This is a genomic window from Arthrobacter sp. TmtSoilC51, assembly GCF_055388015.1.
This window is the reverse complement of the sequence record NZ_AP035877.1, coordinates 3,145,681-3,172,479: the sequence shown is the minus strand read 5'-3', so window position 1 is coordinate 3,172,479 and position 26,799 is coordinate 3,145,681. Positions and strand designations below refer to the sequence as shown.

Below are 26,799 nucleotides of genomic sequence, written 5' to 3'. Positions count from 1 at the left end.
CGCCGGAGGCTGGACGCGGCCCCCAGCTTGCACCACCACTTTCCCCACTGTGCGACACAGCCCCCTACCCTTCGAATGTGCGGGGGTGTGAGAGAATGAACATGGCTGGAAGCCGATCCACATTCGGAATCCGGTCCGGTGACTTGTTCCCAAGACCGCCAGTATGAGCAGGGCCTGCCCGGATCACGTGATCCTCGGTATGCCCGCCATGACAATGGACGGCACCTGGTTGTGGCAGCAGAACAACGGGTTTCAGAGCAAAGCCACCGGCCTTCCAGGGCTGCCGCACCCCAATGATGGTGCGAACCGGAAGGAATACTACCGACTTCTGTCAACGCCTGAGGGTTTTGACAAATATTTGCCCCACTGGGCGCCGGATGTGGCGGTGTCGCTGGGGCAGGAGTGTTGCCACATATGGATAATGACCAGGTTGTAGCCGTTAATGACGAGGCAGCTCCCGCGGAAACTGCGGAAGCGCCCAAGAAAACCACGCGGACACGGCGCAAGGCTGCGCCCAAAGAGGCTGAAGCCGCCAGCACTGAGGCAGTTGCCGGTACTGAAGCAGCAGCCGCGACGGAACCGACAGAAACGCCTGTCAAGGCGCCGGCGCGTCGTAGCCGCGCGCGCAAGACAACGGAGGCTGCAGAACCCCTCCCCGGTTTTGATGACCAGGCCGGGGCTGCATCCCAGCCGGAACCGGAAGCCGAACCTGCCCCCGAAAAGCCGGTCCGTCGTCGTCGGACCACCAAGCCCAAGGTCGTTGAGGCAACGGGCCCCGCAGAGGCGCCTGCCTCCGAAGCGGCTCCCGCTGAAGAAAACACAACGCCGGATGCTGCGTCCCAGCCTGCGCTGGCTACCCAGAGCGACGTCCCTGTGGAGGGCGACGCTCCTGTTGAGGAAGAGGCCGAAGCTGCTGAGGAGTCCGCTCCAGGTTCAACATCGTTGTTCCTGGAGCCAGTCTCCATTACGTCCATGATCTTCCAGGCCCCTGATCTCAGCACCGTGGCACGCCCCGCCGTCGAGGACAAGGACGAAGAAGCCGAAGAAACGGCCGAGGCCGCACCGGAAGGCGAGCTTGAAGACGCCGGTAGCCGCCGCCGTCGTCGGAGCCGTGGGCGCCGTGGCCGTCGCGGAACCGAACGCGAAGAAAATGAAGCCGAAGACGGCGGCGAGTCCGAGGACGACGAAGCTCCCGCGACGGAGGCCCTCGAAGAAGGTGTTACGTCGCGGCGGCGTCGTCGTCGCCGCCGTGGTGACCAGGATCTCGAACTGACCGGCGGTTCTGACGATGACCCGCCCAACACGGTGACCCGCGTCCGCGCGCCCCGCCCGATCACTGAGACCGCCCCGTCAAATCGTGTTACCAGCGTCAAGGGTTCCACCAGGCTTGAGGCCAAGAAGCAGCGTCGTCGCGAGTCCCGGGAGACTGGACGCCGGCGGCAGGTCATTACAGAGGCTGAGTTCCTGGCACGCCGCGAGTCCGTTGACCGCCAAATGATCGTTCGCCAGCGCGACGACAGAATCCAGATCGCTGTTTTGGAAGACGGTGTGCTTGCTGAGCACTTCGTGTCCAAGACCCAGCAGGATTCACTGATCGGCAACGTCTACTTGGGCAAGGTTCAGAACGTGCTGCCGTCCATGGAAGCTGCCTTCGTGGATATCGGCCGCGGGCGCAACGCTGTGCTCTACGCCGGCGAAGTGAACTGGGACGCCGTCAACCTTGAGGGACAGCCGCGCCGGATCGAGAACGCCCTCAAGTCCGGCGATTCCGTTCTGGTGCAGGTCACCAAGGACCCCGTCGGCCACAAGGGCGCCCGCCTTACGAGCCAGATTTCGCTCCCCGGCCGCTACCTTGTGTATGTTCCGGGCGGTTCCATGACCGGCATCTCGCGCAAACTGCCCGACGTCGAACGCAACCGCCTCAAGCGCATCCTCAAGGACCGCTTGCCTGAGAACGCCGGCGTGATTGTGCGCACGGCCGCTGAAGGTGCCTCCGAGGAAGAACTGACGCACGACATCAACCGTTTGCGCGCCCAGTGGGAAGGCATTGAAGGCCAGGCGTCCTCCACCAAGGTGCTGGCCCCCGAACTGCTTTATGGAGAACCTGACCTCACCATCAAGGTGGTCCGGGATGTCTTCAACGAGGACTTCTCCAAGCTGATCGTCTCCGGCGACGACGCGTGGGACACCATTGAGGCTTACGTCACGTATGTTGCTCCCGATTTGGTGGGCCGCCTTGAGAAGTGGACCAAGGACCAGGACATTTTTGCTGCCTGGCGGATCGACGAACAGATCCACAAGGCCCTGGAGCGCAAGGTCTTCCTGCCGTCCGGCGGTTCCCTTGTCATCGACCGCACCGAGGCGATGACCGTGGTGGACGTCAACACGGGTAAGTTCACCGGCAGCGGTGGAAACCTGGAAGAAACCGTCACCAAGAACAACCTTGAAGCAGCCGAGGAAGTAGTTCGCCAGCTGCGGCTGCGCGACATCGGCGGCATCATCGTCATCGACTTCATCGACATGGTCCTCGAATCGAACCGTGACCTGGTGCTTCGCCGATTGGTTGAATGCCTGGGCCGTGACCGCACCAAGCACCAAGTTGCTGAAGTGACGTCGCTTGGCCTGGTGCAGATGACGCGCAAGCGCATGGGCACAGGCCTGCTTGAAGTGTTCGGTGAGCAGTGCGAGCACTGCGCCGGACGCGGTGTCGTCACGCATGATGAGCCCGTGGAGCACCGACGCGCCAACGTAGTTGCCGCCGAGCACCACCGTCCACACACAGAACCCCAGCAGCCTGCTGCCCGGACTGAACGCAAGCGTCGCCGTGGGAAAGGTGGGGGACCGGCAATTGCCGAGGAACCAGTCTCCGCTCACAGCACTGCTGCCACCCCAGTAATTACGGCGACTGCCAAGGAGTCCGTTGACCCCGTTCGCCAGGCGAAGGCCGAGGCGACCAGGGCAGCACTTGCCACCATCGCCGCTGCGGCGCATGCCGCCCACTTGCACGACGACGAAGTTCACCGCGCGGAGGAGCAAGCCCGCGCTGCGGGCCAGCACGGCCACACTGCCGAATCCGTGCCTGATGCTGCAACCGGCGATGCCGGGGGCCAGGCCGCAGGAGATGCCGCCAGCCATGAAGCAACGGTTCGGGAAGCACGGTCCACGCCTGTTTTGCGCTTCGGCGGCGAAGAAGTGGCGCTTCCATTTGTGGAACACCACGAGGAACCATCTGCGGGCAAGCCGGCCATGAGCCTGGACCTGCTGGCGGAAGCATTCTCGCACCTTGGTGCTGCACCGGCTGCGGAGGAAGTGGTCACGGATACGGCTTCCGAAGCTTCCCCTGCGACTGCCTCCGCGGCCAGCGCTGCGGCCACAGGCGATCAGCCCGATCGTTCTACGCGTTCGCGTGGCGGTCGAGGCCGAAGGAACCGCAGCGCGAGCAGGGCACAGGGAGCCGCAAACGAAACCAGCGTGGAACACCACGAGGTAACTGCCGCGGCCGCAGGTGGAACGGCCCATGAGGCCAAGGCGCCGGTAGCGGAAGAGCCTGCCAAAAAGAAGGCAGCTGACGAGCCCATCATCCTCGGCGTGGGAGTTCCAGCTTCCGAGTTGTAAGCACGTCAGCGCTGACCACGTAGTGAAAGAGTCCCGCAGCATCCGATTTCGTCGGATACTGCGGGACTCTTTGTCGCTGGCGGTCACATCCATTCACCGAAGCTGCCCGGTTCCCGGACGGCTGGACTTCCCGGCTACGCTAGGAAACTGACACGGGGTGCCGGGCGCTGGGCCAGGCTGAGATCCAGACCCGTTGAACCTGTCCGGTTAGCACCGGCGAAGGGATGTCCATCATGACTTCATTGCCGAGTTCCCCTGTCTACCCCCTTTACCCCGCTGGTAGCGTTGGCGGCCCCGTGCCTGGCCGGCAACATCCGCGCGTGCTTAGCATTGCCGGCTCGGATCCGTCCGGAGGCGCCGGAATCCAGGCAGACCTGAAGAGCATTGCTGCACACGGTGGTTATGGAATGGCTGCCATCACGGCGCTGACTGCGCAGAACACCCTTGGTGTCAGTGCAGTCCATGTTCCGCCCGTGGAATTCCTGCGCCAGCAACTGGACGCCATCAGCAGCGACATTGAGATTGATGCCGTCAAGATCGGGATGTTGGGTGACGCCTCTGTCATCCACGAAGTCCGCAGCTGGCTCGAAGAGGTGCGTCCCGCCGTCGTGGTCCTTGACCCGGTGATGGTGGCCACCAGTGGCGACCGTCTTCTGCGCGAGACCGCCGAAAGCGCGCTGCGCAGCCTCCTGCCCTTGGCGGATCTCGTCACCCCCAACCTTCCCGAACTGGCCATGTTGTTGGGCGAGCCTGAAGCCCTGGACTGGGCCACCGCGCTTGACCAAGGCAAGCGTCTGGCTGCCGACTGTGGAACCACCGTGTTGGTGAAGGGCGGCCATTTGGCGGGAACGGAATGTCCTGATGCCCTGGTCAATACGAGCGGCTTGCTGCGTCAGGACGTCATCGAAGTGGCTGGTCCCCGCGTGGATACCAGGAACAGCCACGGAACGGGCTGTTCACTCTCCTCGGCATTGGCCACGGTGCAGGCCCGCAGAGGTGACTGGGAAGCGTCCCTCCGGGAGGTTAAGCCGTGGCTGCTGCAGGCCCTCTCTGCGGCCGACGGGCTCGAGGTGGGCAGGGGCAGTGGGCCCATCCATCACTTCCACCATTTGGAGCCAACGCTGGATCCCGCTGGCCAGTCCGGCGATTTTGCCGCGCGGCTGTGGGCGGAAGCCACACCGGAATTGGACGGAATTTACGGCCTGGCCTTCATCCAGGGCCTGCAGTCCGGGGGGCTCCCGGAGCCCGAGTTCAACTACTACCTCGCCCAGGATGCCATCTACCTCAACGGCTATTCCCGCGTTTTGGCCCGCGCCGGTGCACTGGCCCCCACGGAGGAAGAGCAGCTTTTCTGGGCCAAGGCATCGCAGACCTGCCTTGAGGTCGAGTCCGAGCTTCATCGGAACTGGCTGAGCACGCGCCCGGCTACGACGCAGACCGGACCCGTGACCAAGTCGTACGTGGACCACCTCCTGTCCACCTCCGCTTCGGGCAGTTACGCCGTGTTGCTGGCGGCAATCCTGCCCTGCTACTGGCTGTACGCGGAGGTAGGCCGGCAACTTCACGCAGCGTACGTGGATGCAGGCGCACCCGGCGACCACCCGTACGCCGACTGGTTGAAGACGTACGCCGACGAGGAGTTTGCTGCCGCAACCCGGAAAGCGATCGACCTTACGGACGCAGCTGCCCTCAGAGCCTCTGCGCAGGAACGCGAGGCCATGGTTGAGGCCTTCGCACACTCTTGCCGCTACGAGACGGCCTTCTTTGATGCACCCCGGCTCTACGCCTGAGTCGGATTTCCGTGGTTCTTGCGTGGCCAATCCACGAAAACTCCCGCGCGTCGCCGGCCAAATCGCAGTATTTCCGCCCAAACCCTGTAGGCTGTATGGGCACGGTGCCGGGAGAGTCCGTTACAACTGGTGATGCAAGTCACCCGATAGCCTCCGGACCCGGCCTCATTTGCAGCTGAAGGTCAAACTAGCGTAATCTTGATCTTCGGTGCTTACGCCAACACTTGGGTTATGCCCCTTGGAATTGTTCATGGGATGACTCGCGGGCTTCGATCTGAAGTCCACGGCGTTGAGGCACAGCGCGAACCAAGCCTGATTCCGGTTCAAGGTTCCGCACGCAAATTTAGTAAGAAACGTCGAGAGAAGTGAGTACCCAAGTGGTGTACGCGATTGTCCGCGCAGGCGGCCGCCAAGAAAAAGTTTCCGTTGGAGACTACGTAACGCTGAACCGCGTCCCCGGTGGAGCCGGCAGCACGCTTGAGCTGCCCGCCTTGCTCCTGGTTGACGGCGACAAGGTCACGTCCGCTGCCGCGGACCTGGCCAAGGTCAAGGTCACGGCTGAGATCCTTGAGGACCTTCGTGGTCCCAAGATCGTCATCCAGAAGTTCAAGAACAAGACCGGCTACAAGAAGCGCCAGGGTCACCGTCAGGAACTGACCAAGATCAAGATCACGAGCATCAAGTAACTTTCGTTACTCTGTTCAGATTTTCAGTTTCCCCAGAAATTTAGAGGCAGGCATTTCACATGGCACACAAAAAAGGCGCGAGCTCCACTCGCAACGGTCGTGACTCCAACGCACAGCGCCTCGGCGTCAAGCGTTTCGGTGGCCAGGTAGTTTCCGCAGGCGAGATCATCGTTCGCCAGCGTGGAACCCACTTCCACCCCGGTGCAGGCGTCGGCCGCGGTGGCGACGACACCCTGTTCGCACTCGAGGCCGGTGCGGTTGAGTTTGGTACTCGCCGCGGACGTCGCGTAGTGAACATCGTTGCTGCTGCAGCTGCAGAGTAACAACAAGTTCTGAACCGGTGGAGCGGGCCAAACGGCCCGCTCCACCGTTCTTTTAACCGCATTACAATCGATTAGGGCGCCCATGGCGCTCTGGTTTATGCAACAGCGCTGGCAACAGCAAGAGGAGATTCACGTGGCGAGCTTTGTAGACCGGGTAGTCCTGCACGTATCCGGCGGAACCGGCGGCCACGGCTGTGTCTCTGTCAAGCGGGAAAAGTTCAAGCCTCTCGGTGGACCCGACGGCGGCAATGGTGGCAACGGCGGAGACGTTATCCTCCGGGTGTCGGCGCAGACCACCACCTTGCTTGACTACCACCACGCCCCGCACCGCCACGCCACCAACGGTGGCCCGGGCATGGGCGATTGGCGAGGCGGTAAGAACGGCGAAACCTTGATCCTCCCCGTGCCGGACGGCACCGTGGTGAAGACGAAGGATGGCGAGGTCCTCGCCGACCTCGTGGGCGAAGGTGCGGAGTATGTTGCCGCCGCAGGAGGCCAGGGAGGCCTGGGCAACGCCTCACTTTCCTCCCAGAAGCGGCGTGCGCCCGGTTTCGCGCTTCTGGGCATTGAAGGCGAATCCAGCGACATCGTCCTGGAGCTGAAGTCCATCGCAGATATCGCGTTGGTGGGATTCCCCTCCGCTGGAAAATCCAGCCTCATTGCGGCCATGTCCGCTGCCCGGCCCAAGATTGCCGACTACCCCTTTACCACGCTCATTCCCAACCTTGGCGTGGTCCAGGCCGGCGAGATCCGTTTCACCATCGCCGATGTGCCCGGCCTGATCGAAGGCGCCAGCGAGGGCAAGGGCCTTGGCCACAACTTCCTTCGCCACGTTGAGCGCTGCGCGGCCCTGGTTCACGTCCTGGACTGCGGAACCCTGGAATCGGACCGTGATCCACTCTCCGATCTCGCCATCATTGAGGCGGAACTGGACAAGTACGCCGTGGACATGAGCTACGCCGGCGTAGACGGCGAAGTAGTGCCGTTGAACGAGCGTCCCAAGCTTGTTGTCCTGAACAAAGTGGATCTTCCGGATGGCAAGGACATGGCAGAGTTCGTTCGTCCGGAACTCGAATCACGCGGCTACCGTGTGTTCGAAGTTTCGGCAACAAGCCATGAGGGCCTGCGCCAGCTTGGCTTCGCGATGGCGGAAATCGTCAAGGCTGCACGGGATGCCGTAGAGATTGCCCCTCCCAAGGTTGCCCCGCCCATCCTTCGTCCGCGCGCCGTCAACGAGAGCGGATTCCGGATCCGCCGCGAGGAAAAGAACCTCGAGCCGCTGTTCCGCGTGTTGGGCGAGAAGCCTGTCCGCTGGGTCAAGCAGACCGACTTCACCAACGAGGAAGCCATCGGCTACCTGGCTGATCGCCTGGCCAAGCTTGGCGTCGAGACGGAGCTCTTCAAGGTTGGAGCCAAGCCCGGCGATACGGTGGTTATCGGCGAGGACGATGGCGTGGTCTTCGACTGGGAGCCCACCATGATGGCAGGCGCCGAGCTCCTGGCGACTCCCCGTGGTACCGACATCCGCGTCGCGGACATCGGCGACCGTCCCACTCGCTCACAGAAGCGCGATGAACAGCTTGAGCGCCGGGAAGCGAAGGCTGCCGCCCGTGCTGAACTCGAAGCCGAGCGCAAGGCGGGCATCTGGACTGAGTCCGTCAGCCGTCGTCGTGCCCAGCCCGTAACGGAAGGCCACCTGGATACCGGTGATGACGACTAGGACTGTCGAAATTCCGGACGCAGAGGTTCTTGAGCGCCAGGCCCTGGCCACCGCCAAGAGGATTGTTGTCAAAGTGGGCTCGTCCTCGCTGACCAGTATCAAGGGTGGCATTTCCGAGAAATCGCTGACGTCGTTGGTTAACGCGCTGGCGGACAAGCGAAATGCCGGTACTGAAATCATCCTGGTTTCTTCGGGTGCCATCGCGGCAGGTCTTGCACCGCTGGGGCTTGCCAAGCGCCCGAAAGATCTCGCTACCCAGCAGGCTGCGGCAAGCGTGGGGCAGGGCCTGTTGATGGCGCGCTATACGCAAGCTTTCAGCGCGCACGGCGTCACGGTCAGCCAGGTCCTGCTGACAGCTGACGACCTCATGCGCCGGACGCAGCACACCAATGCTTTCCGCGCCCTGGATCGCTTGCTGAACCTTGGTGTCGTTCCCGTCGTCAATGAGAACGACACCGTGGCCACCCATGAGATCCGTTTTGGGGACAACGACCGCCTCGCAGCCTTGGTGGCACACCTGGTGCGCGCCGACGCGCTGGTGCTGCTCTCGGACGTCGATGCCCTGTACGACGGTCCACCCGCCCACGGAGCCAAGCGCATCCCCTTGGTTCGTGGTCCGCAGGACCTTGAGGACGTGACCATTGGCAAGGCAGGCAAAGCCGGCGTAGGTACTGGCGGCATGATGACCAAAGTGGAAGCGGCGTCCATAGCTGCCGGATCAGGGATCCACGCGCTGGTGACGTCAACTGCCAATGCTGCTGCTGCATTGGCGGGCCAGGACGTAGGAACGTGGTTTGCCGTCAACGGCAGCCGCAAGCCCGTCCGGCTCCTATGGCTGGCTCACCTGGCAACGGTTCACGGACGCTTGATGCTCGACGACGGCGCGGTGAAGGCAGTGCGCGATCGGCATAGGTCACTCCTGCCCGCGGGGATATCGGATGTATCCGGAGACTTCGAAGCCGGCGACCCCGTTGAAATGGTGGCATTGGATGGAACCGTGGTTGCCCGTGGGCTGGTGAACTATTCCTCGGAGGAGTTGCCCCGCATGCTGGGACGTTCCACCCAGGAACTCGGGCAGGCGATGGGCCGCGGCTACGACCGCGAAGTTGTTCATGTTGACGACCTCGTGCTCCTTTAGGCTGCGCGCTCATCTAAACTTGGAGCATGACTGAAGCGCTGACCCCTGACGCCCCTGTGATTTCCGACGTTTCCGGTTCCGCCGGCCAAACGCCGGAGAGCCCTGTGGCAGGTGGCGCTCCGTTGTCGCCGGAAGATGTCCAGGCTGCTGTTCACGCCATTGCCGACCGCTCCCGCAAGGCCGCCCGCCGCATGGGACAAGCCAACCGTGCGTGGAAGGACCGCGCCCTGCGGGCTATTGGTGCCGCCCTGCAGGAACGGCAAAAGCACGTGCTGGAAGCAAACGCCAAGGATGTTGCCGCAGGGCGTGCCAACGGGACATCTGCCGCGCTCCTTGACCGGCTGACCCTCACTCCCGCCCGCATCGATGGGCTGGTTGCAGCTTTGGAAAACCTGGCCGGGCTGCCGGACCCCGTAGGCAACGTGGTCCGCGGGCAGACGCTGCCCAACGGCCTGCGCCTGCGCCAGGTCAACGTCCCCATGGGCGTTGTTGCCGCTATTTATGAAGCGCGCCCCAATGTCACGGTGGATATTGCCGGACTCGCGCTTAAGAGCGGTAACGCCGTCATCCTGCGAGGTGGTTCCGCCGCAGCGAACACCAACGAGGCCTTGGTGCAGATCCTTCGGGAAGCCCTGGACTCTGTGGGCCTGCCTGCCGATGCTGTGCAGACCGTGGACCAGTACGGCCGCGAGGGCGCCAACGTCCTCATGCGTGCCCGTGGCCGGGTTGATGTCCTGATTCCCCGCGGTGGACGCGACCTCATCCAGACTGTAGTAACCAACTCTTCGGTGCCCGTCATTGAAACAGGTGAGGGCAACGTCCATATCTTCATCGACGAATCGGCGAATGAAGAGATGGCCGTGGACATCCTCTTGAATGCCAAGACCCAGCGTCCCAGCGTATGCAACACCGTGGAGACCCTCCTGGTCCACTCGGGTTCCACTGTGCTGCCTGCTGTTGCGGCAGCCCTTCGCTCTGCCGGAGTCACCCTTCACGTCGATGACAGGATCGCTGCGGCCTTGGGCAAGGACGTTGAAACCGTTCCGGCCGACGACGACGATTGGGCCACTGAGTATATGGACCTGGACCTCGCCGTGGCCATGGTGGACAACCTGGATGATGCCGTGAAGCACATCCGCAAGTGGACCACCGGACATACCGAAGCGATCCTGACGAACAATCTGTCGAACGCGGAGAAGTTCATCGCCGAGATCGACTCAGCGGCGGTCATCGTCAACGCCTCCACACGTTTTACCGACGGCGGCGAGCTCGGCCTCGGTGCAGAAGTGGGCATTTCCACGCAAAAGCTGCACGCCCGCGGGCCCATGGGCCTGACGGAGCTCACCACCACCAAGTGGATCGTCCAGGGCGAAGGCCAGGTCCGCGGCTAGCTACGCGGTAACATAGAACAGAAGTCCGGAGCGGCGGGGAGTCCCGCCGTCGAAAATCCTTGAGAACCAACTAGGGGAGAAGATGCTGTTTCAGCAGATCGCCACGTCCATTGCAGCCCAAACAGAAGGCGGCGCCCACGAAGAGGCCGCCCCGCTCTGGGCCGAGCCGTGGGTCTTCGGAGTCAGCATGTTTGCCCTCTTGCTGGTTTTGATGTTCGTTGCCCTCTCCTACACCAACCTTGGCAACCGTCACGAGGCTGTGGAAGAGCACTCGGATCCGCACCGCCAGCACCCGAACAAGCACACCCACAAGCCGGGCCACTAACATTATCGCCGCAACACCGCGCGGGAAGTCGGAGCGCAGGCTCCGGCTGGGCGTGATGGGTGGAACTTTTGATCCTATCCATCACGGCCACCTTGTGGCTGCAAGTGAGGTTGCCGCCAAGTTCGATCTCGACGAAGTGGTTTTCGTGCCCACTGGCCAGCCGTGGCAGAAGTCCAGCAAGCAGGTCAGCAAGCCCGAGCATCGCTACTTGATGACCGTGATCGCGACGGCGTCAAACCCGAGGTTCACGGTGAGCCGGGTTGATGTTGACCGCCCTGGACCCACCTACACCATCGACACCCTGCGCGACCTACGGGCTCAGCGACCAGACGCTGATCTGTTCTTCATCACGGGCGCTGATGCCTTGGCCCAGATTCTGTCCTGGAAGGACGTTGACGAACTCTGGTCTTTGGCGCATTTCGTCGGAGTAACCCGTCCTGGCCATGAATTGGACGGCATGGGCAGGGAGGACGTCAGCCTGCTGGAAGTTCCAGCTATGGCAATCTCCTCCACGGATTGTCGAACACGCGTGGGCGCCGGGAACCCTGTCTGGTACCTGGTGCCGGATGGCGTGGTGCAGTACATCGCCAAGTATGGTTTGTACGCCGCGCACTCTGGAACCGCGCAACCCGGGACAGGGGAGCTGGCCCCCGCACTATCCGGATCAGACGACCAAGCACGTACTGAATGAGTTTTGAATGAGCAGCCAGGAACAGCGACCCATCCGCAGCAGGCGTGAGCTTCGCCGCGCCCGGGAAGAGAACCAAGAGCCGCAGGCGGATGCTGCAACAACCCAGGCGGCAGGCGCGGAAAATGCTGGAACTGGCCGGAACCGTCGGGTGGCGGATGCTCCGGTAGACGCCGTGGGCTCTGCTGCGCAGGAGAGGTCCTCCCAGATCCGCGCCCGCGACCGTGCAGCGTTGCGTACCATCAAGGAGCTGGCAGACAAGGAAGAGCAACTCTCGGGCGGTGGTCCGCCCACGCGGCGCCAGCTTCGCCTGCAGCAACTCCAGGCAGAAGTAGCCACCTCTGCAAACCCCATCGTCCCCATGCCTGGCGGAAAACCAGCCGATAAGCCGGCCGGTAAATCCGTGGATGCCCAGGCTGCGCCTGATGCGGCCGCTGAGGGTTCCGACGACGATTCGGCAGCCAGCGCTGGAACCGCAGAATCTGAAATGTCCGTGGAGCAGGCACTTGCGGTACGTGAGCTGATCGCAGCCCAAGTCCAGAATCAGACCGCCAAGCTTGAGCACATTGCCGAGCAGGATCCACTGGCAGTCGATCCTGAAGTCCTCGCCCAGCAGATTGCCCTTGCAGAGCGTGCTGCGGTGTTGAATAAGCGCGCGGCCGCCAAGCAGAGGCTTGCCGAGCAGAACCAAGCCGAAGCCAAGGTTCCGGCTGCTGTAAAGGGTGCTGCTGAGGGGAAGAAGTCTCCTGCGGACTCGGCCGGCCCGTCGACCGCCAACAATCTCGCCATGGTCACGCCGCTGGAGTTCGTCAAGGTGCCGGGCATTGAACGTCCGGTTATGAAGCGCCCCAGCACCACTTTCGTGCCTCTCGTGACCTCGTCGGGTCCCACTCCGGAAGCCGGCAAAGCACCGGCGAACGGAAAGGGCACGCGTGGCCGTTCGGGTGTTCTTGCCCGTGCCGAGGCTGTGGCAAGGAACGCCCGGAAGCGGCCTGCCGCCGTCGGCGAACAGCTTGAAGAAACACAGCGTCCGCCGGTTTCTGCCACCGCAGCCTATGGGCTGGACCCCCTGGACGCCAATACGGCTGGCCTGGCGCGGGCCCAGCGCAACAGGTTGCTGCAGTTCGGCGTCCTGGCGTTGGGTGTTGTTGCGCTCATCGTCGGCATCATCATGATTACCAGCGGCTAGTTCCGCTAGAACCCGGCTAACGCCATTTACAGGCCAACGGCCACAACAAGGAGTCTCCGTGTCTGCACATGAACAATCCATCACCCTCGCCCGTCACGCCGCCCGTGCGGCGGCTGACAAGCTCGCTGAGGACATCATTGCCCTTGACGTCAGCGAACGGCTCGCCCTGACTGACGTCTTCCTGATCGCCTCTGCGCCCACTGAGCGCCAGGTCAACGCCATCGTTGATGGCATCGAGGAAGAGCTGCTGAAGCAGGACCTTCGCCCGGTGCGCCGTGAAGGCCGTTCCGAAGGCCGTTGGGTTCTCTTGGACTACGCGGACATCGTCATCCACGTCCAGCACGCAGAGGACCGCGTTTTCTACGCCCTGGAGCGCCTTTGGAAGGACTGCCCGGTAGTTGACCTCGAATTGGGGGATGATGCCTCGGCCAAGGCAGCCCCGGCAGCGGACTCCGAGCGCTAGACCTGGTCCGGCATCCGAATATGCCCGATTTGGAATTTTCGGAAACGCTGTTCTAAGATATTTGAGTTGCTTCGGCGAGGATAGCTGAAAAGTTGGCTGGCCCACTTGAAAAGTTAGTCGTCAAGCAGCAAAAATATGGGGCTGTGGCGCAGCTGGTAGCGCACCTGCATGGCATGCAGGGGGTCAGGGGTTCGAGTCCCCTCAGCTCCACCCTTGAGGTTCTGCCTTTCTTCGTGAACGTGAAGAAAAGCAGGGCCTCTTTTGTGTTGCTGCGCCTTTGTATGCCTCTACGCTCTGCGGGTTTGCTGTTTCGCCCTAGCTGGCAGCGGGCGGTTCGATTGCCGGCAGCATGAATTCCCACATCTCGTCAATGCGGCGAAGAACGTCGGAGCGGGCTGTCAGGACGTTGGACACCATCTGGACTCCGGTGAAGGAGGCGACCAGATACCGGGCAAAGGCGGCGGGCTCCAGCGTGGGCCGGACAGTTCCCTCGGCTTGGGCTTGGCGGAGCAGTTGGTCCACTGTTTCTATCCAGTCCTGATAGGGGCCCGAAATATCGGCATCAAATGCGGATGCTTCGAAAGTGAGACGAATTCCGCCTTGGACAATCGCTTCATCAAGCAACTGCCGGCCGAACATCCTGCATAGCCCAATGATCTTGTCCAGGGCAGGCATGCTTGAGCCCACGATGCCTGCACCCGCAGCGAGAACCAGCGCATGCTGTTCCTCGATGACGGCCAAGGCCAAGTCCCGCTTGGACGTGAAATGGAAGTACAGTGCCCCCTTGGTTACCCCGGCGCGTTTGGTGATGTCGCTCAGGCTTGCATTGCCGTACCCAACTTCTGCGAAGACATGGGCGGCACCTTCAATGACGGAAAGGCGGGTGTCTTTCGCACGTTGCTGCATGTGTGGTGGGGGAACCTTTCCGTTGTTCCGAAGGTGGGGTGGCAGCAACAGCCGCCGTCGAGACTCCACAACGCTACCACCGCGGATAAATTAAAGTGCGAAGAAACCGACTGAACGGTTTGGTTTATTGGCTGACTGATTCTAGACTTCAGGTGGAGTCGCACCGGCCTAGGCCGGGTGGGACTCCCGCAGCCGATTGGGGGGAGGTGCGGTGGAGCGATCCAGCGCACCCCGGCTGCGGTGAACGGCTGCGAGAATCGGCTGGGTCAACCTAGCCCCATCGGACAGGAATGCCCGCCGATCCCAGTGATGGGGATCACGCTTCAGCGATTTCGCTTCTTGGTGGATTGTGGTTACTATTGACGAGTTGCTTCGGCGGGAAGGGAAATCTTCCTCCTGAAATCAACAAGATCCGGGGCTGTGGCGCAGCTGGTAGCGCACCTGCATGGCATGCAGGGGGTCAGGGGTTCGAGTCCCCTCAGCTCCACTTCGGATAAGAAAGACCCCGCTCAGGCGAGCGGGGTCTTTTGTTTTGACAGCCAGTATTGCGGTCCAGCTTTGTTCTCCCGTGGCGGATTCCTATTCGGGGCGGACGCCAAATTCGGCTGCACTCAGGAACTCGATGCCTTGGAATGGCTGATCTCCTACTACGCGGGCATGGTGTCCCGGTGGGATCGAGTACGAATCACCGCCGGAAATGTTGACCTTTCCACCGTCGTTGGTTTCCACCTCAAGGGCACCGGAGACGCAGAAGCCCACATGGCTCAATTGGCAGGAGTCAGTTCCCACGACGGGTTTGATGCAGTCGTCCCAGGTCCAGCCGGGTTCAAAGGTGGTCCGGCCGATTGTGTAGTCGCCGACAGTCACTACCTCAACCGTTGTCTTGTCCGGTTTGCGCGTTTCGTCGGGGGAGTTGTGTGATTTCACTTGGAGTTGCGTGACAACATTGACACTCATGGTTTGCTCTCAGGGAAGGGAGCCGGTTAAAGTGCGGTCCCGGGGCCTGGCTCGTCGGTTGGGCGGGACCGATGCCTGCCGCGGTCACGGTATGGGTTCACCATCCGATGCGTCAACAGGTGCTTGGCGTGCTGCATCATCCACATTCCTCCGAAGGCACCATGAAGTCGAGACACTAAAGCGAACGAATTTCTTACGGGTTTGGGTACCACTTCCGTATGACTGACAAGAAAGCGAGAACAGCATAGTGACCGCACAGGAGCTGGAATCACTGTTCGGCACGCTCAGCCGGCTTCCTGATGTTGAAGCGGAGAACCTCCAGGCATACGACGCCACAGACCGTCTCCTGCTTGAGACCGCCGCGGATTATCTCCGACCGGAAACGCGGGTGGCCGTCATTGGCGACCGGTACGGTGCTCTGACGCTGGGTGCTTTGGTGGCGGCCGACGTCGGGAATGTCCGCGTCAACCAAGACCTCTACACCGGAAGGCTTGCGCTCCAGCGCAACGCGGAGGCAGCTGGCCTGCAGGGCCTGTTCAGCGCCCACGAATTGGGTGCGGAGCTCTTGGCGGGCGCGAACCTGGTGTTGATGCAGTTGCCGAAATCGCTGGCGGAGCTGGAGGAAAACGCCGACGCCGTTGCCCGCTACGCTGCGCCTGATGCGGTGCTGCTCGCAGGGGGTCGCATTAAGCACATGTCCCTGGGCATGAATGGGGTCCTTGACCGCTATTTCTCCTCTGTACAACCGCAGCTTGCGCGCCAGAAGTCCAGGGTGCTGGTGGCAAGCAATCCCAAACCAGTTTCCGCCACCCCTCCCTACCCGGTGGTGGAGCAGCTGCCGGAACTGGGAATCACGGTCTGCGCTCACGGTGCTGCTTTTTCAGGTGCGCGCCTTGACATCGGAACCCGCTACCTCTTGACCTTCCTGGACCGTATGCCGGAAGCGCGACGCGTTGTGGATCTGGGCTGTGGGACCGGCATTCTTGCCACGATGTTTGCACGGCACCAGCCGAAAGCGAGCGTGGTGGCCACTGATCAGTCTGCGGCGGCTGTGGCATCCACCGTGGCCACGGCAGCTGCCAATGGGCTGGGTGACCGGATTTCCGTGATCCACGACGACGCCATGTCCACACTCGATGCAGGAAGTGCGGATCTTGTCCTGCTGAATCCACCATTCCACCTTGGAGCCAGCGTGCATGCCGGCGCTGCCCTGAAGATGTTCCAAGCGGCCGCGCGCGTCCTCGCTCCCGGCGGTGAGCTGTGGACGGTGTACAACAGCCATCTGCAATACCGGCCTGCCCTCGAGCGCCTCATAGGTCCCACGGTGGAGGAAGGCCGGAACCCGAAGTTCACGGTGACGCGGAGTCGTCGTGGATGAGCGGCCCGTCGCTCTCACATAGAATTTAGTGTCATCGTTACCAAGCCCTGACCCCGGTGCGTGCGTGTGCGCATACCCGTGTGAGCGTGGGTATCGTACGATTCAGACAAAGACGAAGTACGATGATGTTTTTTCCGAATGACTAGGGGAATCAGTGACTGAGATCCGGCAGCCCACACCGAGGCGCGGAACGAATCTACCCCGCATGGGTGACTTTAATCTGACTGTCATTCTGGAGGCGATCCGGCGGTCGTCGGGTGGGCTCAGCCGTGTGGAACTCGCCCAGATTGTGGGACTGTCGCCTCAGACCATCTCCAATATTTCCCGTCGCCTGCTTGACCAGCACTTGATTGTGGAGGCAGGCAAAGAGGGCACTGGCCCAGGCAAGCCTCGAACCATCCTTCGGCTCAACCCATCGGGCATGTATGCCGTGGGTGTCCACCTTGACCCTGCAGTCATCACTTTCGTTGTCCTGGACCTCCTTGGCGACGTCGTCAGGCATTCGCGGATGGCTACTCCCGGGGGCGATCCTGCCGCTGTGATCACGAGCATCGCCCAGCAGATCAAGGTCCTTATTGAGGAATCGGGCGTGGATGCATCCAAGATCGCGGGGCTCGGCGTAGCCGTCCCGGGCCCGATCGACCTCGATGAAGGTTCCGTTGTGGAGCCCCCGCTGTTGACTCGGTGGAACCGCGTGCGCATCAGGGAGGCCCTTACGGAGGCGACCGGCCTGGAGACTCTCGTGGACAAGGACGTCACCAGTGCCGCGGTGGCCGAAACCTGGGCTGGCGGGGCCAGTGGTGCGGGCAGTTTCGTCTTCATGTATATGGGCACCGGTATAGGCTGCGGCATTGTCCTGAATGATGAAGTGGTCCGTGGGACGTCGGGGAACGCCGGCGAAATCGGACATATCATAGTTGATCCAACGGGTCCGCAGTGTGACTGTGGGCTCCGTGGCTGCGTGAAGTCCTCGTGTATTCCCCAGGTCCTGGTCGCAGAGGCCGAGGCGGCCGGTGTGTTGGACAGCCATGGCGAGGACGCGGATGGGCCCCAGGTACAGGAACGATACGCACTGTTGTGCGACAAAGCCGATGCTGGCGACGAAAAAGCCATTGCCATCCTTGACAAGTCCGCGACGCTCGTGGCCCGTGCCGTCTCGGTAGTGACCAACACCCTTGATGTCGAACGAGTTGTTTTCGGCGGTCCTTTCTGGGGACGCATGTCCAAGTACTTCCTGGAGCGTGTTCCGGGCCTGATCGCTGAGAACAGTGCGGCCCGCATGATCCACGGCATAGAAGTTGTGGGTTCCGGGGTGGGCGAGGATGTCGGCGCTATTGGTGCGGCGTGCCTCGTCCTGGAGCACACGCTGGCACCACGCGCCCAACGGCTACTGCTTGAGGGCTAACTACTCAGCCACGTTGACTCGATTGGAGCAAAATGCGCCGCCCCATGAGGTTTGCCACTGTCCTGCCCGTCGTAGCCGCTCTTCTCGCTGCAGCCGCTTGTTCCTCGACGCCTCCAACTGCCGCGAACAAGACCCTGAAGATCGTCTACCAGAAATCCGACTCCTTCACAGCCCTGGACGCCGTGATGCAGGACGCCAAAAAGGAATTCGAGGCGGCCAACTCTTCGGTGACGGTCAACCTCGAACCGATACAAGCCAACGACGACGATTATGGCACCAAACTTGCGCTGGCCCAGCGCTCGCCGGATACCGCGCCGGACGTCTTCTATGAGGACACGTTCAAGGTGCGTTCGGACGTCGACGCCGGGTACCTCCTCAAGCTGGACAGCTATCTTCAAAAGTGGGACGACTGGTCCACGTTCAACGAAGCCGCCAAAGCAGCGGGCCGGGCTGATGACGGAGGTATTTACGCGGTGCCGGTCGGCACGGACACGCGTGCCATCTGGTACAACAAAGCGGTGCTGAAGAAGGCCGGAATTTCCGTTCCGTGGCAGCCGAAAACGTGGGAAGACATCCTGTCCACGGCACGTGCCATTAAAGCCTCGGACCCCACCGTGATTCCCTTCAACATGTACGCGGGCAAGGGCACGGGCGAGGGCACTGTCATGCAGAGCTTCTACGAACTCCTCTACGGGACCGACAGCACGCTCTACGACGAAAAGGAAAAGAAATGGGTGGTCGGCTCCCAGGGGTTCACTGACTCGCTGGCCTTCCTGAAGACCCTCTATGACGAAAAGCTCGCAGCGAGCCCGGCTGAAGCCCTCGATGCCAATGTTTGGAAGAAGGTCTTTGGCGAGTGGTTCCCGCAGGGCAAACTGGCGGCAACGGTGGAAGGCTCCTATTCGCCGTCGTTCTGGCAAAAAGGCGGCCCCTATGAGTGGGCAGGCTACGAGCAGGACATGGGTGTAGCCATGTTCCCCACCCGGAACGGACAGGAACCTGGCGGCGTCAGCATGTCCGGTGGCTGGACTCTGGCAGTCGGTGCGAAGAGCAAAAACGCCGAGCTTGCGTTCAAGTTCCTCACCACCGCGCTGAACAAGAAGAATGCCTTGGCCTTTGACATCAACAACTCACAGATAGCGGTGCGCACCGACGTCGCATCGGAATCGAGCTACCTTGCTGCGAATCCTTTCGTGAAGGACGTGTCAGCCTTGGTGAAGGTGACGCACTACCGCCCGGCTACCGCAGATTACCCAAGGATCTCGACGGCGGTCCAGGTAGCCACCGAGTCTGTCATCACTGGAAAGCAAAGCCCCGAGGACGCCGCGGCGGAGTATGACGCCACGGTTCGCAAACTTGTTGGCGATGACAAGGTCCTGGAGAGATGACATCAGAGAAATGACAGCTGGGAAATGACGATTCGCCGCTACCTGCGGCTGCTGCCGGTTGTTCCGTCCGTTCTCCTGCTCCTGTTCTTCCTCCTGGCCCCGGTTGCCTGGTCCTTCTACGCGTCGTTCACGGATGCCGCACTCTCAGGCCGGGCAGCCCGGGATCCGCACTGGGTGGGGCTGGACAACTATGTCCGGATGTTCAGTGATGACGCGTTTCCGCTGGCTGCTTGGCTGACCGTAGTTTTCGTCGCGGCATCGGCTGTGCTCGGCCAGAACGTGCTCGGCCTGCTCATCGCGCTGCTCATGACGCACTCGCGAAAGGCAGTTTCTTCGTGGGTGGGAACGACGGTTGTGGCGGCCTGGGTACTCCCGGAGATCGTGGCTGCGTTCGCCGCTTACGCCTACTTCAACCGGGACGGCACGCTGAATCAGATGCTGGCCTTCTTTGGCGGGCAGGGGCTGGACTGGCTGTACACGTTCCCACTGGTCGCGATCATCCTGGCGAACACGTGGCGCGGAACGGCGTTTTCCATGCTCGTGTACAGGGCTGCCCTCGCGGATGTGCCACACGATATCTCGGAGGCTGCCCTGATGGATGGGGCGCATGGCTGGCAGCGTCTGGCATTCATCACATTGCCCATGATCAGGAGCAGCATTGCCACTAACTTGATGCTGATCACCCTTCAGACGTTGGCCGTGTTCACCCTTATTTGGGTGATGACGGCTGGCGGTCCGGCCAATGCGAGCACTACCTTGCCGGTGTTGGCCTATCAGGAGGCCTTCAAATTTGGGGATATTGGCTACGGCACCGCGGTTGCTTCGGTACTGATTTTGTTGGGAGTGGTCTTCGGCGCAGTGTATGTGCGCCTGCTCAGGGACCAGAGGCCGTGACGTCCAGGCCGCGGCTTGCGGCAGATATCGCTTTGGCCGTGATCGGGTTCTGCTTCGTGGCGCCTCTGCTGTGGTTGCTGCTGGCCGCCGTCGATCCTCAGGCCGGCTATCAGACCGCGCTGCCGTCGGCGCCATCGATGGAGAATTTTGGCGCGGTGTTCACGCCGGAGCTGTTGTTCCAGCCCCTGGCCAACAGTTTCCTTCTTTCAGCGGGAACAGCGGCCGTCAACCTGGTGGCAGCTGTCCTTGCTGCGTATCCGTTGTCCCGCTACCAATCGAGGTTCAACAAGCCGTTCATGTACTCCGTGCTGTTCGGGACGTCGTTGCCGGTGACGGCCATTATGGTGCCCGTCTATGGGTTGTTCGTCCAGCTCCAGTTGCTCGATTCCATGGTGGCAACCATATTCTTCATGGCAACAACCACCCTGCCGATGGCCATCTGGATGATGAAGAACTTCATGGACTCCGTTCCCTTGGAACTGGAGGAGGCGGCATGGATGGACGGTGCCTCAAGCATGGCGGCCTTGCGCGCGGTGGTGCTGCCTCTCATGAGGCATGGCTTGGGCGTGGTGTTCATCTTCGTCTTCATACAGGCATGGGGAAACTTCTTCGTTCCCTTCATCCTGTTGCTCTCCACGGCCAAGCAACCAGCCGCGGTGTCCATCTTCAGCTTCTTTGGCCAGCATGGTGCCATAGCTTACGGACAGCTCGCGGCGTTTTCCATCCTGTACTCAGTGCCGGTGCTGTTGCTGTACGTGCTGGTATCCCGGAGCGTAGGCAGCTCCTTCGCGTTATCCGGCTCGGTGAAGGGTTAGTCGATGTCCTCGACTATTTCGCCGTAGGGTATCGACTCGTCCAGATGAGCCTGGTGTCCGGTGGGCCCCGTGTTGTAGGTAATCCGGACCCCGTGCCTCTGGTCTGCCGCGGACTGCAGCAGAACTGGACGAACGGCGTCGATGACGCGCTGGCTTTGGCCGTTGAGATACTGCTCGTAGCGGGCTGGTAGCTGATGCATGGCAAAAGAATAGACCTCAGAAGTCCACATGGGGAGGGCTCCCCATTGCCACGGTGTTCAGGGGAGGCTTGGATAGAGTCTCCGATGCAGGTCCTGGTGCGGTACGACGGGCTGCCTGCCTCAATGATTGACGCCAGCGAGGGGACCACGAGTGCTTCAGAACACAGCCGCAACGGGAATCGAGGCACGGGACACCGGAATCGAGGCACCGGAGCTGGCCCGTGCCCAGCAGCTCGTTGGCAGCATTATCTCCAGCTTCGAGATTAAGGTGGTGGGCCAGTCCAGGCTGCAGGAGACGCTGGTGATCGGCCTCCTGACCGGCGGACATGTCCTTTTGGAGAGCGTCCCGGGCCTGGCCAAGACCACGGCGGCCCAGGCACTAGCGGAATCGGTGAGTGCCGATTTTCGCCGAATCCAATGCACCCCGGACTTGTTGCCCAGCGATATCGCAGGCACCCAGATCTTTGACGCGGCCAAAGGCACCTTCATCACCCAACTCGGTCCTGTTCACGCCAACATAGTGTTGCTCGATGAAATCAACCGCTCCAGTGCCAAAACGCAGAGCGCGATGCTGGAAGCGATGCAGGAACGGCAGACGTCCATCGGCGGCGAGTCATATCCTCTGCCTGAGCCTTTCCTTGTGCTGGCAACTCAAAACCCGATTGAGCAGGAAGGGACCTACCGCCTTCCGGAAGCACAGATGGATCGCTTCATGCTCAAGGACGTCCTGGACTATCCCAGTCCGGCGGAGGAAGCCGAGGTCATCCGGAGGATTGACGCTGGAGTGTTTCGGGCAGCGCAGAAGCCCCCGGCCGCCGCGTCACTTGATGGCGTGGTCCAGGTCCAGGAACTCGTGAAGAAGATTTACATTGATCCCGCCATCATCAGCTACATCGTTGGCTTGGCCTATGTGACGCGTCATGCCTCCCAGTACCTGGAACCCCGGTTGGCGGACCTCATCGAATTTGGCGCAAGCCCCCGGGCCAGTATTGCCTTCAGCCAGGCAGCCAGGGCGTTGGCACTGCTCAATGGGCGGGACCACGTCATCCCGGAGGACGTCAAGAAACTGGCCCACAGGATCCTGCGCCACAGAATAGTGCTGGGCTTCGACGCCGTGGTTGAAGGTGTTCCCGTGGAAACCATCATTGATGCAGTGCTCGCGTCCGTGCAAACGCCGTAGGGGGAGCCCCGTGCCGAGCCTCCTCAGACGCGTGAAGTCGAAGATGTTCATCTTCGCCCATCGTAGGACCCTCAGCTTGCTGGAAGGCGAATACGGTTCTGTCTTCAAGGGCCGCAGCCTGGACTTCGACGAATTGCGCTCGTACGTCCCCGGCGACGAAGTCAGGGACATTGATTGGAAAGCCACGGCCCGCCATGGATCGCCGCTGGTCAAACGCTATGTGGCCGTACGTCGTCATTCGGTGCTGCTGCTCGTGGACACAGGACGGAACATGGCAGCCCACGCTGCCTCCGGTGAATCCAAAAAGGACATTGCCATTGATGCTGCCGGCGTGCTGGGCTACCTCGCCTGCACGCACGGGGACGACGTCGGACTCCTGCACGGCTCGGCCGTCACGTCCCTCTACATCCCGCCCCAGAGCGGTGAAGAGCACTTGGAGCGGCTGCTCCGGGAAATTGATGCGGGCATTTCCCTGGACGGGCCGGCGAGCGCAATCACCGAGCAACTCCACTACGCGCTGAGGTTCTTGAAGGGCCGCCTGCTCATTGTGGTGCTCGCCGATGAGTTTCTGCCCGACGCCCACACGCAAACGCTGCTCCGGCGCCTGCGGGCACGGCACGAAGTCCTTTGGCTCACCATCCTCGACGCCGAGTTGGCCAGGGAACCGGGGTACCCGGCGCCTACGCAGGAAGCCAGCATCGACGTCGGGAACGGGCACCGGATCCCGGCGCCGTTGGCGGGGAACAGTGAGGTTCGTGCCGCCTATACCCTCGCCATGCGCAAGCGCGGGGAGGAGCGCTGCACCATCTTCCGCCAGCTTGGGATTGCCGAGCAGGCGGTACACGCCACAGGCGATGTCCTGCCCGCGGTGTTCGCGCTCCTTGAGAAGCACCGCTCGGGCGCGAGGTCCGCAAAGGGCAGGTTGGTGCAGTCCGCGAGAGGCAAGCCCCAGGGCGGCAACCGTGCAGAATGACGCCGGCTTCTACGCACCTCTTCAATACCACCAGTTGTGGCTGTGGCTGGGGCTGGTACTTCTGCTCCTCGTAGCATGCTGGTACGGATGGATCCTGCGGCCAGTCCGCAAAGCAACGCCACAGACACTGGCGGGCGCCCCCGTGGCGTCACGCGACCTGGAACCGCTGCGGGCCAGGTGCCTGTCGGCAATAGGCGCCATCGAAGGAGAGGCCGACGCCGGCCGCATCCCCGCACGCGACGCCCACCAGCGGCTCAGCCTCCTCGTGCGGGAATTCGCGGTTGCAGCCACAGGGCTTCCGGCCACCTCCATGACACTTGAGGAACTGCGCCTCAACGGGCTGGATCAGTTCGCCGTGGGCATCGCCGCGATCTATCCCAACGAATTCGCGCCCGTGGCCGCACATTCCGTACGGGACTCCGCAAATACTGCCCGCCAGGTGGTACAGGCGTGGAACTGACCTACTGGTGGATTCTTCCCCTCGCTGCCTTGGCACTGGTGATCGCCGCCAGAGAATTCATCCGCCGTCGACCGCAAATGGGCCGGCCCGTGGCGCACGGCGAGCGCCTCACCCATCTTCCCGAGTACCAACACGCACTACGGCGCTACAAGGCCACTTTGGTCCTGGCAGTTGCCGTGGGCGCGTTATTCCTCACGGCCACAGCAACAGCGGCGGCAAGACCCGCGCAGCGCACCACGGAGCGGCCCGAAATCCGGAACCGCGACATCGTCCTCTGCCTGGACGTTTCAGGATCCATGACCAGTACGGATGCTGCCATCGCCAACGTGTTCCAGCAACTTGCCCGGGAATTCGACGGCGAGCGCATCGGCATGGTGATCTTCGATAGCAGCAGTGTCCAACTGTTCCCGCTGACGGACGACTACGACTACGCCGCCGAACAGCTCACGGTAGCCCGGAAGGCCCTCGATAGCGGAGCAGGATCTTTCTTCGACGGGACATGGAATGGGGGAGGATCGTCCCTGATTGGCGATGGCCTGGCATCCTGCGTGCAAAGCTTCCCGGACGTTGAATCCGGGTCCGGGTCCGGGAACGCCAAGCGCTCGCGGTCTGTTGTGCTGGCGACGGACAACTTCCTTTCCGGTGAACCCATCTTCACCTTGCAGCAGGCCGGCGAGTTGGCCCGGGGCAAGAACGTCAAGGTGTATGCGCTGAACCCAGGCGACTTCGACTACGGAGATCAAGCTGATCAGCCAGGCGCCCAACTCAGGGTGGTTGCCGAAGGAACTGGTGGCAGCTACTTCACCCTGGACAGTCCCGACGCAGTGCCCGGAATCGTCCACCGAGTGCAGGAAACCGAAGCCATCAGCTACCTGGCGGCTCCACAGATTGCCGTGGCCGACTCTCCGGCGCTACCGCTTGGGGTCGCGCTGCTCGCAGGCGTGGGAATGCTGATACTCGGATGGAAGTTGAGCCCGTGACCATTCTTCCGATCATCCCCTGGGGACTCCTTGCAGCCATAGGCATAGCAGTCATCGCCTTCACCGTGTGGGCGATCGTTCGCAGTCCCCAGCCCAAAAGGAGGGTGCGGTTTACCGCCTTCCGGGGTGCCGCCGTCGTGCTTCTGGTCCTGGCCGCACTGCGTCCGGGATGGGCCGGCAGTGAGGCGAGGACCGCGGTGGCGGACCTTGACGTATTTTTCGTCGTCGATACCAGCACCAGCATGGCCGCAGAAGATTACAACGGCACGGGGACGCGCTTGTCAGGTGCCGCGAACGACGTGATCGCTATTGCCAAGGAACTGGCGGGAGCAAGGTTTTCCCTCATCACCTTCGACAATAAAGCGACCGTCCGCATGCCTTTGAGCCAGGACGCCACAGCGCTGCAGACAGCCATGACCACACTGCAGCCGCAAAACCCACGGTATGCCAACGGCAGCAGCGTTACCGGCGCGGGAACGTTGCTCAAGGACAGGCTCAAAGCTGCCAGGGAGCAGCATCCAGGGCGTCCAGCGTTGGTCTTCTACGCAGGCGACGGCGAGAACACAGCGGCCGCAGACCCAGCACCGATGCCGGTGGATGCGAACACCGTAAGTGGAGGAGCGGTGCTGGGTTACGGCACGGGGCAGGGTGGCCGGATGAAAGACCCTTCAGACACCGCAGGCGGGTACCTAAAGGACAAGAACGCCGGCAATAGCCAGGACGCCGTGTCCAGAATCGATGAAGGACAACTGAAAAACATCGCAGCTCAGCTCCATGCCCCGTACGTCCACCGAAGCGGGAACGAACCTACGGCTGACATGCTTGCCAAAGCCCAACCCGGCGCCCTTACGCCCACAGTGGACGATGGACCCGGCCGCGTGGAACTCTACTGGCTCCTGGCGCTCGCCGGATTCCTGCTGGCCGTTCATGAACCCCTCCGGCATTTCACGGCGCTACGGGAAGTGCGGGGTCAAAGTTGAGATCCGTCCAGCTGCGGTCTCTTGCCCTGTGGTCCATCCCGCCAGCCCTGCTGGCACTCGCCGTGGCACTGAAACTCCTGAGTGTGGGCGCCTTGGGAGGGTATGCAGCACATACGTTTGGCACGGCCGATCAGGACGGTGCGGCCAGAGCCGCGTCCTGGCTGCAGGTGGCAAACCTGATCGAGCCGCACAAAGCCTACTTCGCATCCGGCGACGCCCACGTTCTGGCCGGCGACTTCACTGCGGCTCGGAAGGACTTCGAGGCGGCGTTGGATGCCGGTGCTGGCCAGGACGAATGCCAAGTGCGGGTCAACCTGGTGCTGGGCGTCGAGAAACTGGGCGATGCCGCCCTGTCTGCAGGCAGTAAACCGACGGCAGCTACGTTGTTTCGTGAAGCATTGGATGTCGTCGAGTCCGCGCCTGCCCCGTGTGGCGAAGAGGGTCCCGGAAATTCGGCGGGGGAAGGGCGGGCCCTGGATTCGGCTACTGACCGGCTTAAAGCCAAGATAGCTGCGGACTCCAAAGGAAGCGGCGAGGTGCAGGCCAAGGGTACGCTGCCCGATCAACAGCAGGAGCAACTGCAAAAACTGGGGGAGACCGCGGAAGAGGCGCAACGGGAGCGGGCGGAAGGGCAGCAACGTGAGGAGTACCTGCGCGGCCCCGCGAATAACTCCGGCGTAGACAGGCCCTGGTGAGCCATTCGACGAACAAAGTTCGCAAATTCCTCTTCACGGATCGTAAAACTGCGTCTTAATTCGGTAGTCGAGTTGAACCGATCCTTGCCCACAACCTAGTGCCCCCATGTGGGCCTGACATTTGCACACGGAAAGCTTCATTTCAGGCGTACCAGTCGCGGCTGCGTCCTGCTGGAGTTCTTTCGTGTATCCCAAACTCAATTCATCGATCATGCAATCAATGGTTTCCTTGGATCCATTGGGTGTCGTTCGATGACGAA

The 26,799-nt window shown here is 62.0% G+C and carries 25 protein-coding genes, 2 tRNA genes and 1 riboswitch; of the genes, 24 read left to right on the top strand and 3 right to left on the bottom strand.

Features of this window, described 5'->3' with window-relative positions:
- Window positions 1-414: 414 nt before the first annotated feature.
- From ACZ5G6_RS14435 to ACZ5G6_RS14380, 12 genes are all read left to right on the top strand, one after another.
- Complete coding sequence (locus ACZ5G6_RS14435) at window positions 415-3,615, top strand: Rne/Rng family ribonuclease (RefSeq protein WP_498686140.1); 3,201 nt, start codon at window positions 415-417, stop codon at window positions 3,613-3,615.
- A 143-nt stretch (window positions 3,616-3,758) separates the two neighbouring features.
- A riboswitch (TPP riboswitch) is annotated at window positions 3,759-3,857 on the top strand.
- Entirely contained in the window at window positions 3,849-5,405 is a 1,557-nt protein-coding gene (locus tag ACZ5G6_RS14430) for a bifunctional hydroxymethylpyrimidine kinase/phosphomethylpyrimidine kinase (protein WP_498686137.1), read from the top strand. Its footprint overlaps the riboswitch before it by 9 nt.
- Before the next feature lie 377 nt (window positions 5,406-5,782).
- Entirely contained in the window at window positions 5,783-6,091 is a 309-nt protein-coding gene (gene rplU / locus ACZ5G6_RS14425; protein ID WP_207616561.1) for a 50S ribosomal protein L21, read from the top strand.
- A 59-nt stretch (window positions 6,092-6,150) separates the two neighbouring features.
- Window positions 6,151-6,414 carry a 50S ribosomal protein L27 gene (rpmA, locus tag ACZ5G6_RS14420; RefSeq protein ID WP_021470683.1) on the top strand — a complete coding sequence of 88 codons (264 nt, stop codon included), beginning with the start codon at window positions 6,151-6,153 and terminating at the stop codon, window positions 6,412-6,414.
- Between the two features lie 133 nt (window positions 6,415-6,547).
- Window positions 6,548-8,134, top strand: a complete 1,587-nt coding sequence (obgE, locus tag ACZ5G6_RS14415) for a GTPase ObgE (protein ID WP_223933122.1) — start codon at window positions 6,548-6,550, stop codon at window positions 8,132-8,134.
- Window positions 8,124-9,272: a glutamate 5-kinase gene (proB, locus tag ACZ5G6_RS14410; protein WP_223933121.1), complete on the top strand. Its 1,149-nt coding sequence runs from the start codon at window positions 8,124-8,126 to the stop codon at window positions 9,270-9,272. The genes obgE and proB overlap by 11 nt, the downstream gene beginning before the upstream one ends.
- 26 nt (window positions 9,273-9,298) lie before the next feature.
- Window positions 9,299-10,663: a glutamate-5-semialdehyde dehydrogenase gene (locus ACZ5G6_RS14405; RefSeq protein ID WP_223933118.1), complete on the top strand. Its 1,365-nt coding sequence runs from the start codon at window positions 9,299-9,301 to the stop codon at window positions 10,661-10,663.
- An 82-nt stretch (window positions 10,664-10,745) separates the two neighbouring features.
- Entirely contained in the window at window positions 10,746-10,988 is a 243-nt protein-coding gene (locus ACZ5G6_RS14400; RefSeq protein WP_223933116.1) for a hypothetical protein, read from the top strand.
- Between the two features lie 55 nt (window positions 10,989-11,043).
- The gene (gene nadD, locus ACZ5G6_RS14395; protein ID WP_263422398.1) at window positions 11,044-11,679 is read left to right on the top strand and encodes a nicotinate-nucleotide adenylyltransferase; all 636 of its coding nucleotides are present in this window, start codon (window positions 11,044-11,046) and stop codon (window positions 11,677-11,679) included.
- Between the two features lie 7 nt (window positions 11,680-11,686).
- A complete protein-coding gene (locus ACZ5G6_RS14390) occupies window positions 11,687-12,865 on the top strand; it encodes a hypothetical protein (protein WP_498686131.1) in 1,179 nt (392 codons plus the stop codon).
- A 58-nt stretch (window positions 12,866-12,923) separates the two neighbouring features.
- Window positions 12,924-13,328: a ribosome silencing factor gene (rsfS, locus tag ACZ5G6_RS14385; RefSeq protein ID WP_223933112.1), complete on the top strand. Its 405-nt coding sequence runs from the start codon at window positions 12,924-12,926 to the stop codon at window positions 13,326-13,328.
- Between the two features lie 137 nt (window positions 13,329-13,465).
- A tRNA-Ala gene (locus tag ACZ5G6_RS14380) sits at window positions 13,466-13,538 on the top strand.
- A 105-nt stretch (window positions 13,539-13,643) separates the two neighbouring features.
- On the opposite strand, the gene ACZ5G6_RS14375 is transcribed toward ACZ5G6_RS14380, so the two are convergent.
- The gene (locus ACZ5G6_RS14375) at window positions 13,644-14,234 is read right to left on the bottom strand and encodes a ScbR family autoregulator-binding transcription factor (RefSeq protein ID WP_498686129.1); all 591 of its coding nucleotides are present in this window, start codon (window positions 14,232-14,234) and stop codon (window positions 13,644-13,646) included.
- Window positions 14,235-14,648: 414 nt separating this feature from the next.
- Here ACZ5G6_RS14375 and ACZ5G6_RS14370 point away from each other — a divergent pair.
- A tRNA-Ala gene (locus tag ACZ5G6_RS14370) sits at window positions 14,649-14,721 on the top strand.
- 92 nt (window positions 14,722-14,813) lie between these two features.
- On the opposite strand, the gene ACZ5G6_RS14365 is transcribed toward ACZ5G6_RS14370, so the two are convergent.
- A complete protein-coding gene (locus ACZ5G6_RS14365; protein WP_223933108.1) occupies window positions 14,814-15,191 on the bottom strand; it encodes a cupin domain-containing protein in 378 nt (125 codons plus the stop codon).
- A 247-nt stretch (window positions 15,192-15,438) separates the two neighbouring features.
- Here ACZ5G6_RS14365 and ACZ5G6_RS14360 point away from each other — a divergent pair, with 247 nt between their 5' ends.
- The 5 genes from ACZ5G6_RS14360 to ACZ5G6_RS14340 all read left to right on the top strand — a co-directional run bounded on the left by ACZ5G6_RS14360 (window position 15,439) and on the right by ACZ5G6_RS14340 (window position 21,071).
- Window positions 15,439-16,569, top strand: coding sequence for a class I SAM-dependent methyltransferase (locus ACZ5G6_RS14360; protein ID WP_498686126.1), 1,131 nt, complete (start codon window positions 15,439-15,441; stop codon window positions 16,567-16,569).
- Between the two features lie 205 nt (window positions 16,570-16,774).
- Entirely contained in the window at window positions 16,775-17,974 is a 1,200-nt protein-coding gene (locus ACZ5G6_RS14355; RefSeq protein ID WP_223933104.1) for an ROK family transcriptional regulator, read from the top strand.
- Window positions 17,975-18,006: 32 nt separating this feature from the next.
- Window positions 18,007-19,362, top strand: coding sequence for an extracellular solute-binding protein (locus ACZ5G6_RS14350; protein ID WP_498686124.1), 1,356 nt, complete (start codon window positions 18,007-18,009; stop codon window positions 19,360-19,362).
- Between the two features lie 24 nt (window positions 19,363-19,386).
- A complete protein-coding gene (locus ACZ5G6_RS14345; RefSeq protein ID WP_498686121.1) occupies window positions 19,387-20,256 on the top strand; it encodes a carbohydrate ABC transporter permease in 870 nt (289 codons plus the stop codon).
- Window positions 20,253-21,071, top strand: coding sequence for a carbohydrate ABC transporter permease (locus tag ACZ5G6_RS14340; protein WP_498686119.1), 819 nt, complete (start codon window positions 20,253-20,255; stop codon window positions 21,069-21,071). Before ACZ5G6_RS14345 ends, ACZ5G6_RS14340 begins: the two co-directional genes overlap by 4 nt.
- Here the strand turns inward: ACZ5G6_RS14340 and ACZ5G6_RS14335 are convergent.
- Window positions 21,068-21,271: a hypothetical protein gene (locus tag ACZ5G6_RS14335; protein WP_224090646.1), complete on the bottom strand. Its 204-nt coding sequence runs from the start codon at window positions 21,269-21,271 to the stop codon at window positions 21,068-21,070. The genes ACZ5G6_RS14340 and ACZ5G6_RS14335 overlap by 4 nt on opposite strands.
- Window positions 21,272-21,422: 151 nt before the next feature.
- Between ACZ5G6_RS14335 and ACZ5G6_RS14330 the strand changes: the two genes are divergently transcribed.
- Genes ACZ5G6_RS14330 through ACZ5G6_RS14305 form a run of 6 tightly spaced genes read left to right on the top strand, consistent with a single transcriptional unit; the run spans window position 21,423 to window position 26,539 of the window.
- Window positions 21,423-22,451 (top strand): AAA family ATPase, encoded by a 1,029-nt coding sequence (locus tag ACZ5G6_RS14330; RefSeq protein WP_498686117.1) that lies wholly within the window; start codon window positions 21,423-21,425, stop codon window positions 22,449-22,451.
- A 10-nt stretch (window positions 22,452-22,461) separates the two neighbouring features.
- Window positions 22,462-23,424 (top strand): DUF58 domain-containing protein, encoded by a 963-nt coding sequence (locus ACZ5G6_RS14325; protein WP_498686116.1) that lies wholly within the window; start codon window positions 22,462-22,464, stop codon window positions 23,422-23,424.
- The gene (locus ACZ5G6_RS14320) at window positions 23,414-23,884 is read left to right on the top strand and encodes a hypothetical protein (protein ID WP_498686114.1); all 471 of its coding nucleotides are present in this window, start codon (window positions 23,414-23,416) and stop codon (window positions 23,882-23,884) included. Before ACZ5G6_RS14325 ends, ACZ5G6_RS14320 begins: the two co-directional genes overlap by 11 nt.
- Window positions 23,875-24,864 carry a vWA domain-containing protein gene (locus tag ACZ5G6_RS14315; RefSeq protein ID WP_498686111.1) on the top strand — a complete coding sequence of 330 codons (990 nt, stop codon included), beginning with the start codon at window positions 23,875-23,877 and terminating at the stop codon, window positions 24,862-24,864. Before ACZ5G6_RS14320 ends, ACZ5G6_RS14315 begins: the two co-directional genes overlap by 10 nt.
- A complete protein-coding gene (locus tag ACZ5G6_RS14310; protein ID WP_498686108.1) occupies window positions 24,861-25,844 on the top strand; it encodes a vWA domain-containing protein in 984 nt (327 codons plus the stop codon). The genes ACZ5G6_RS14315 and ACZ5G6_RS14310 overlap by 4 nt, the downstream gene beginning before the upstream one ends.
- Window positions 25,841-26,539 carry a hypothetical protein gene (locus ACZ5G6_RS14305; RefSeq protein WP_498686104.1) on the top strand — a complete coding sequence of 233 codons (699 nt, stop codon included), beginning with the start codon at window positions 25,841-25,843 and terminating at the stop codon, window positions 26,537-26,539. Before ACZ5G6_RS14310 ends, ACZ5G6_RS14305 begins: the two co-directional genes overlap by 4 nt.
- Window positions 26,540-26,799 lie beyond the last annotated feature (260 nt).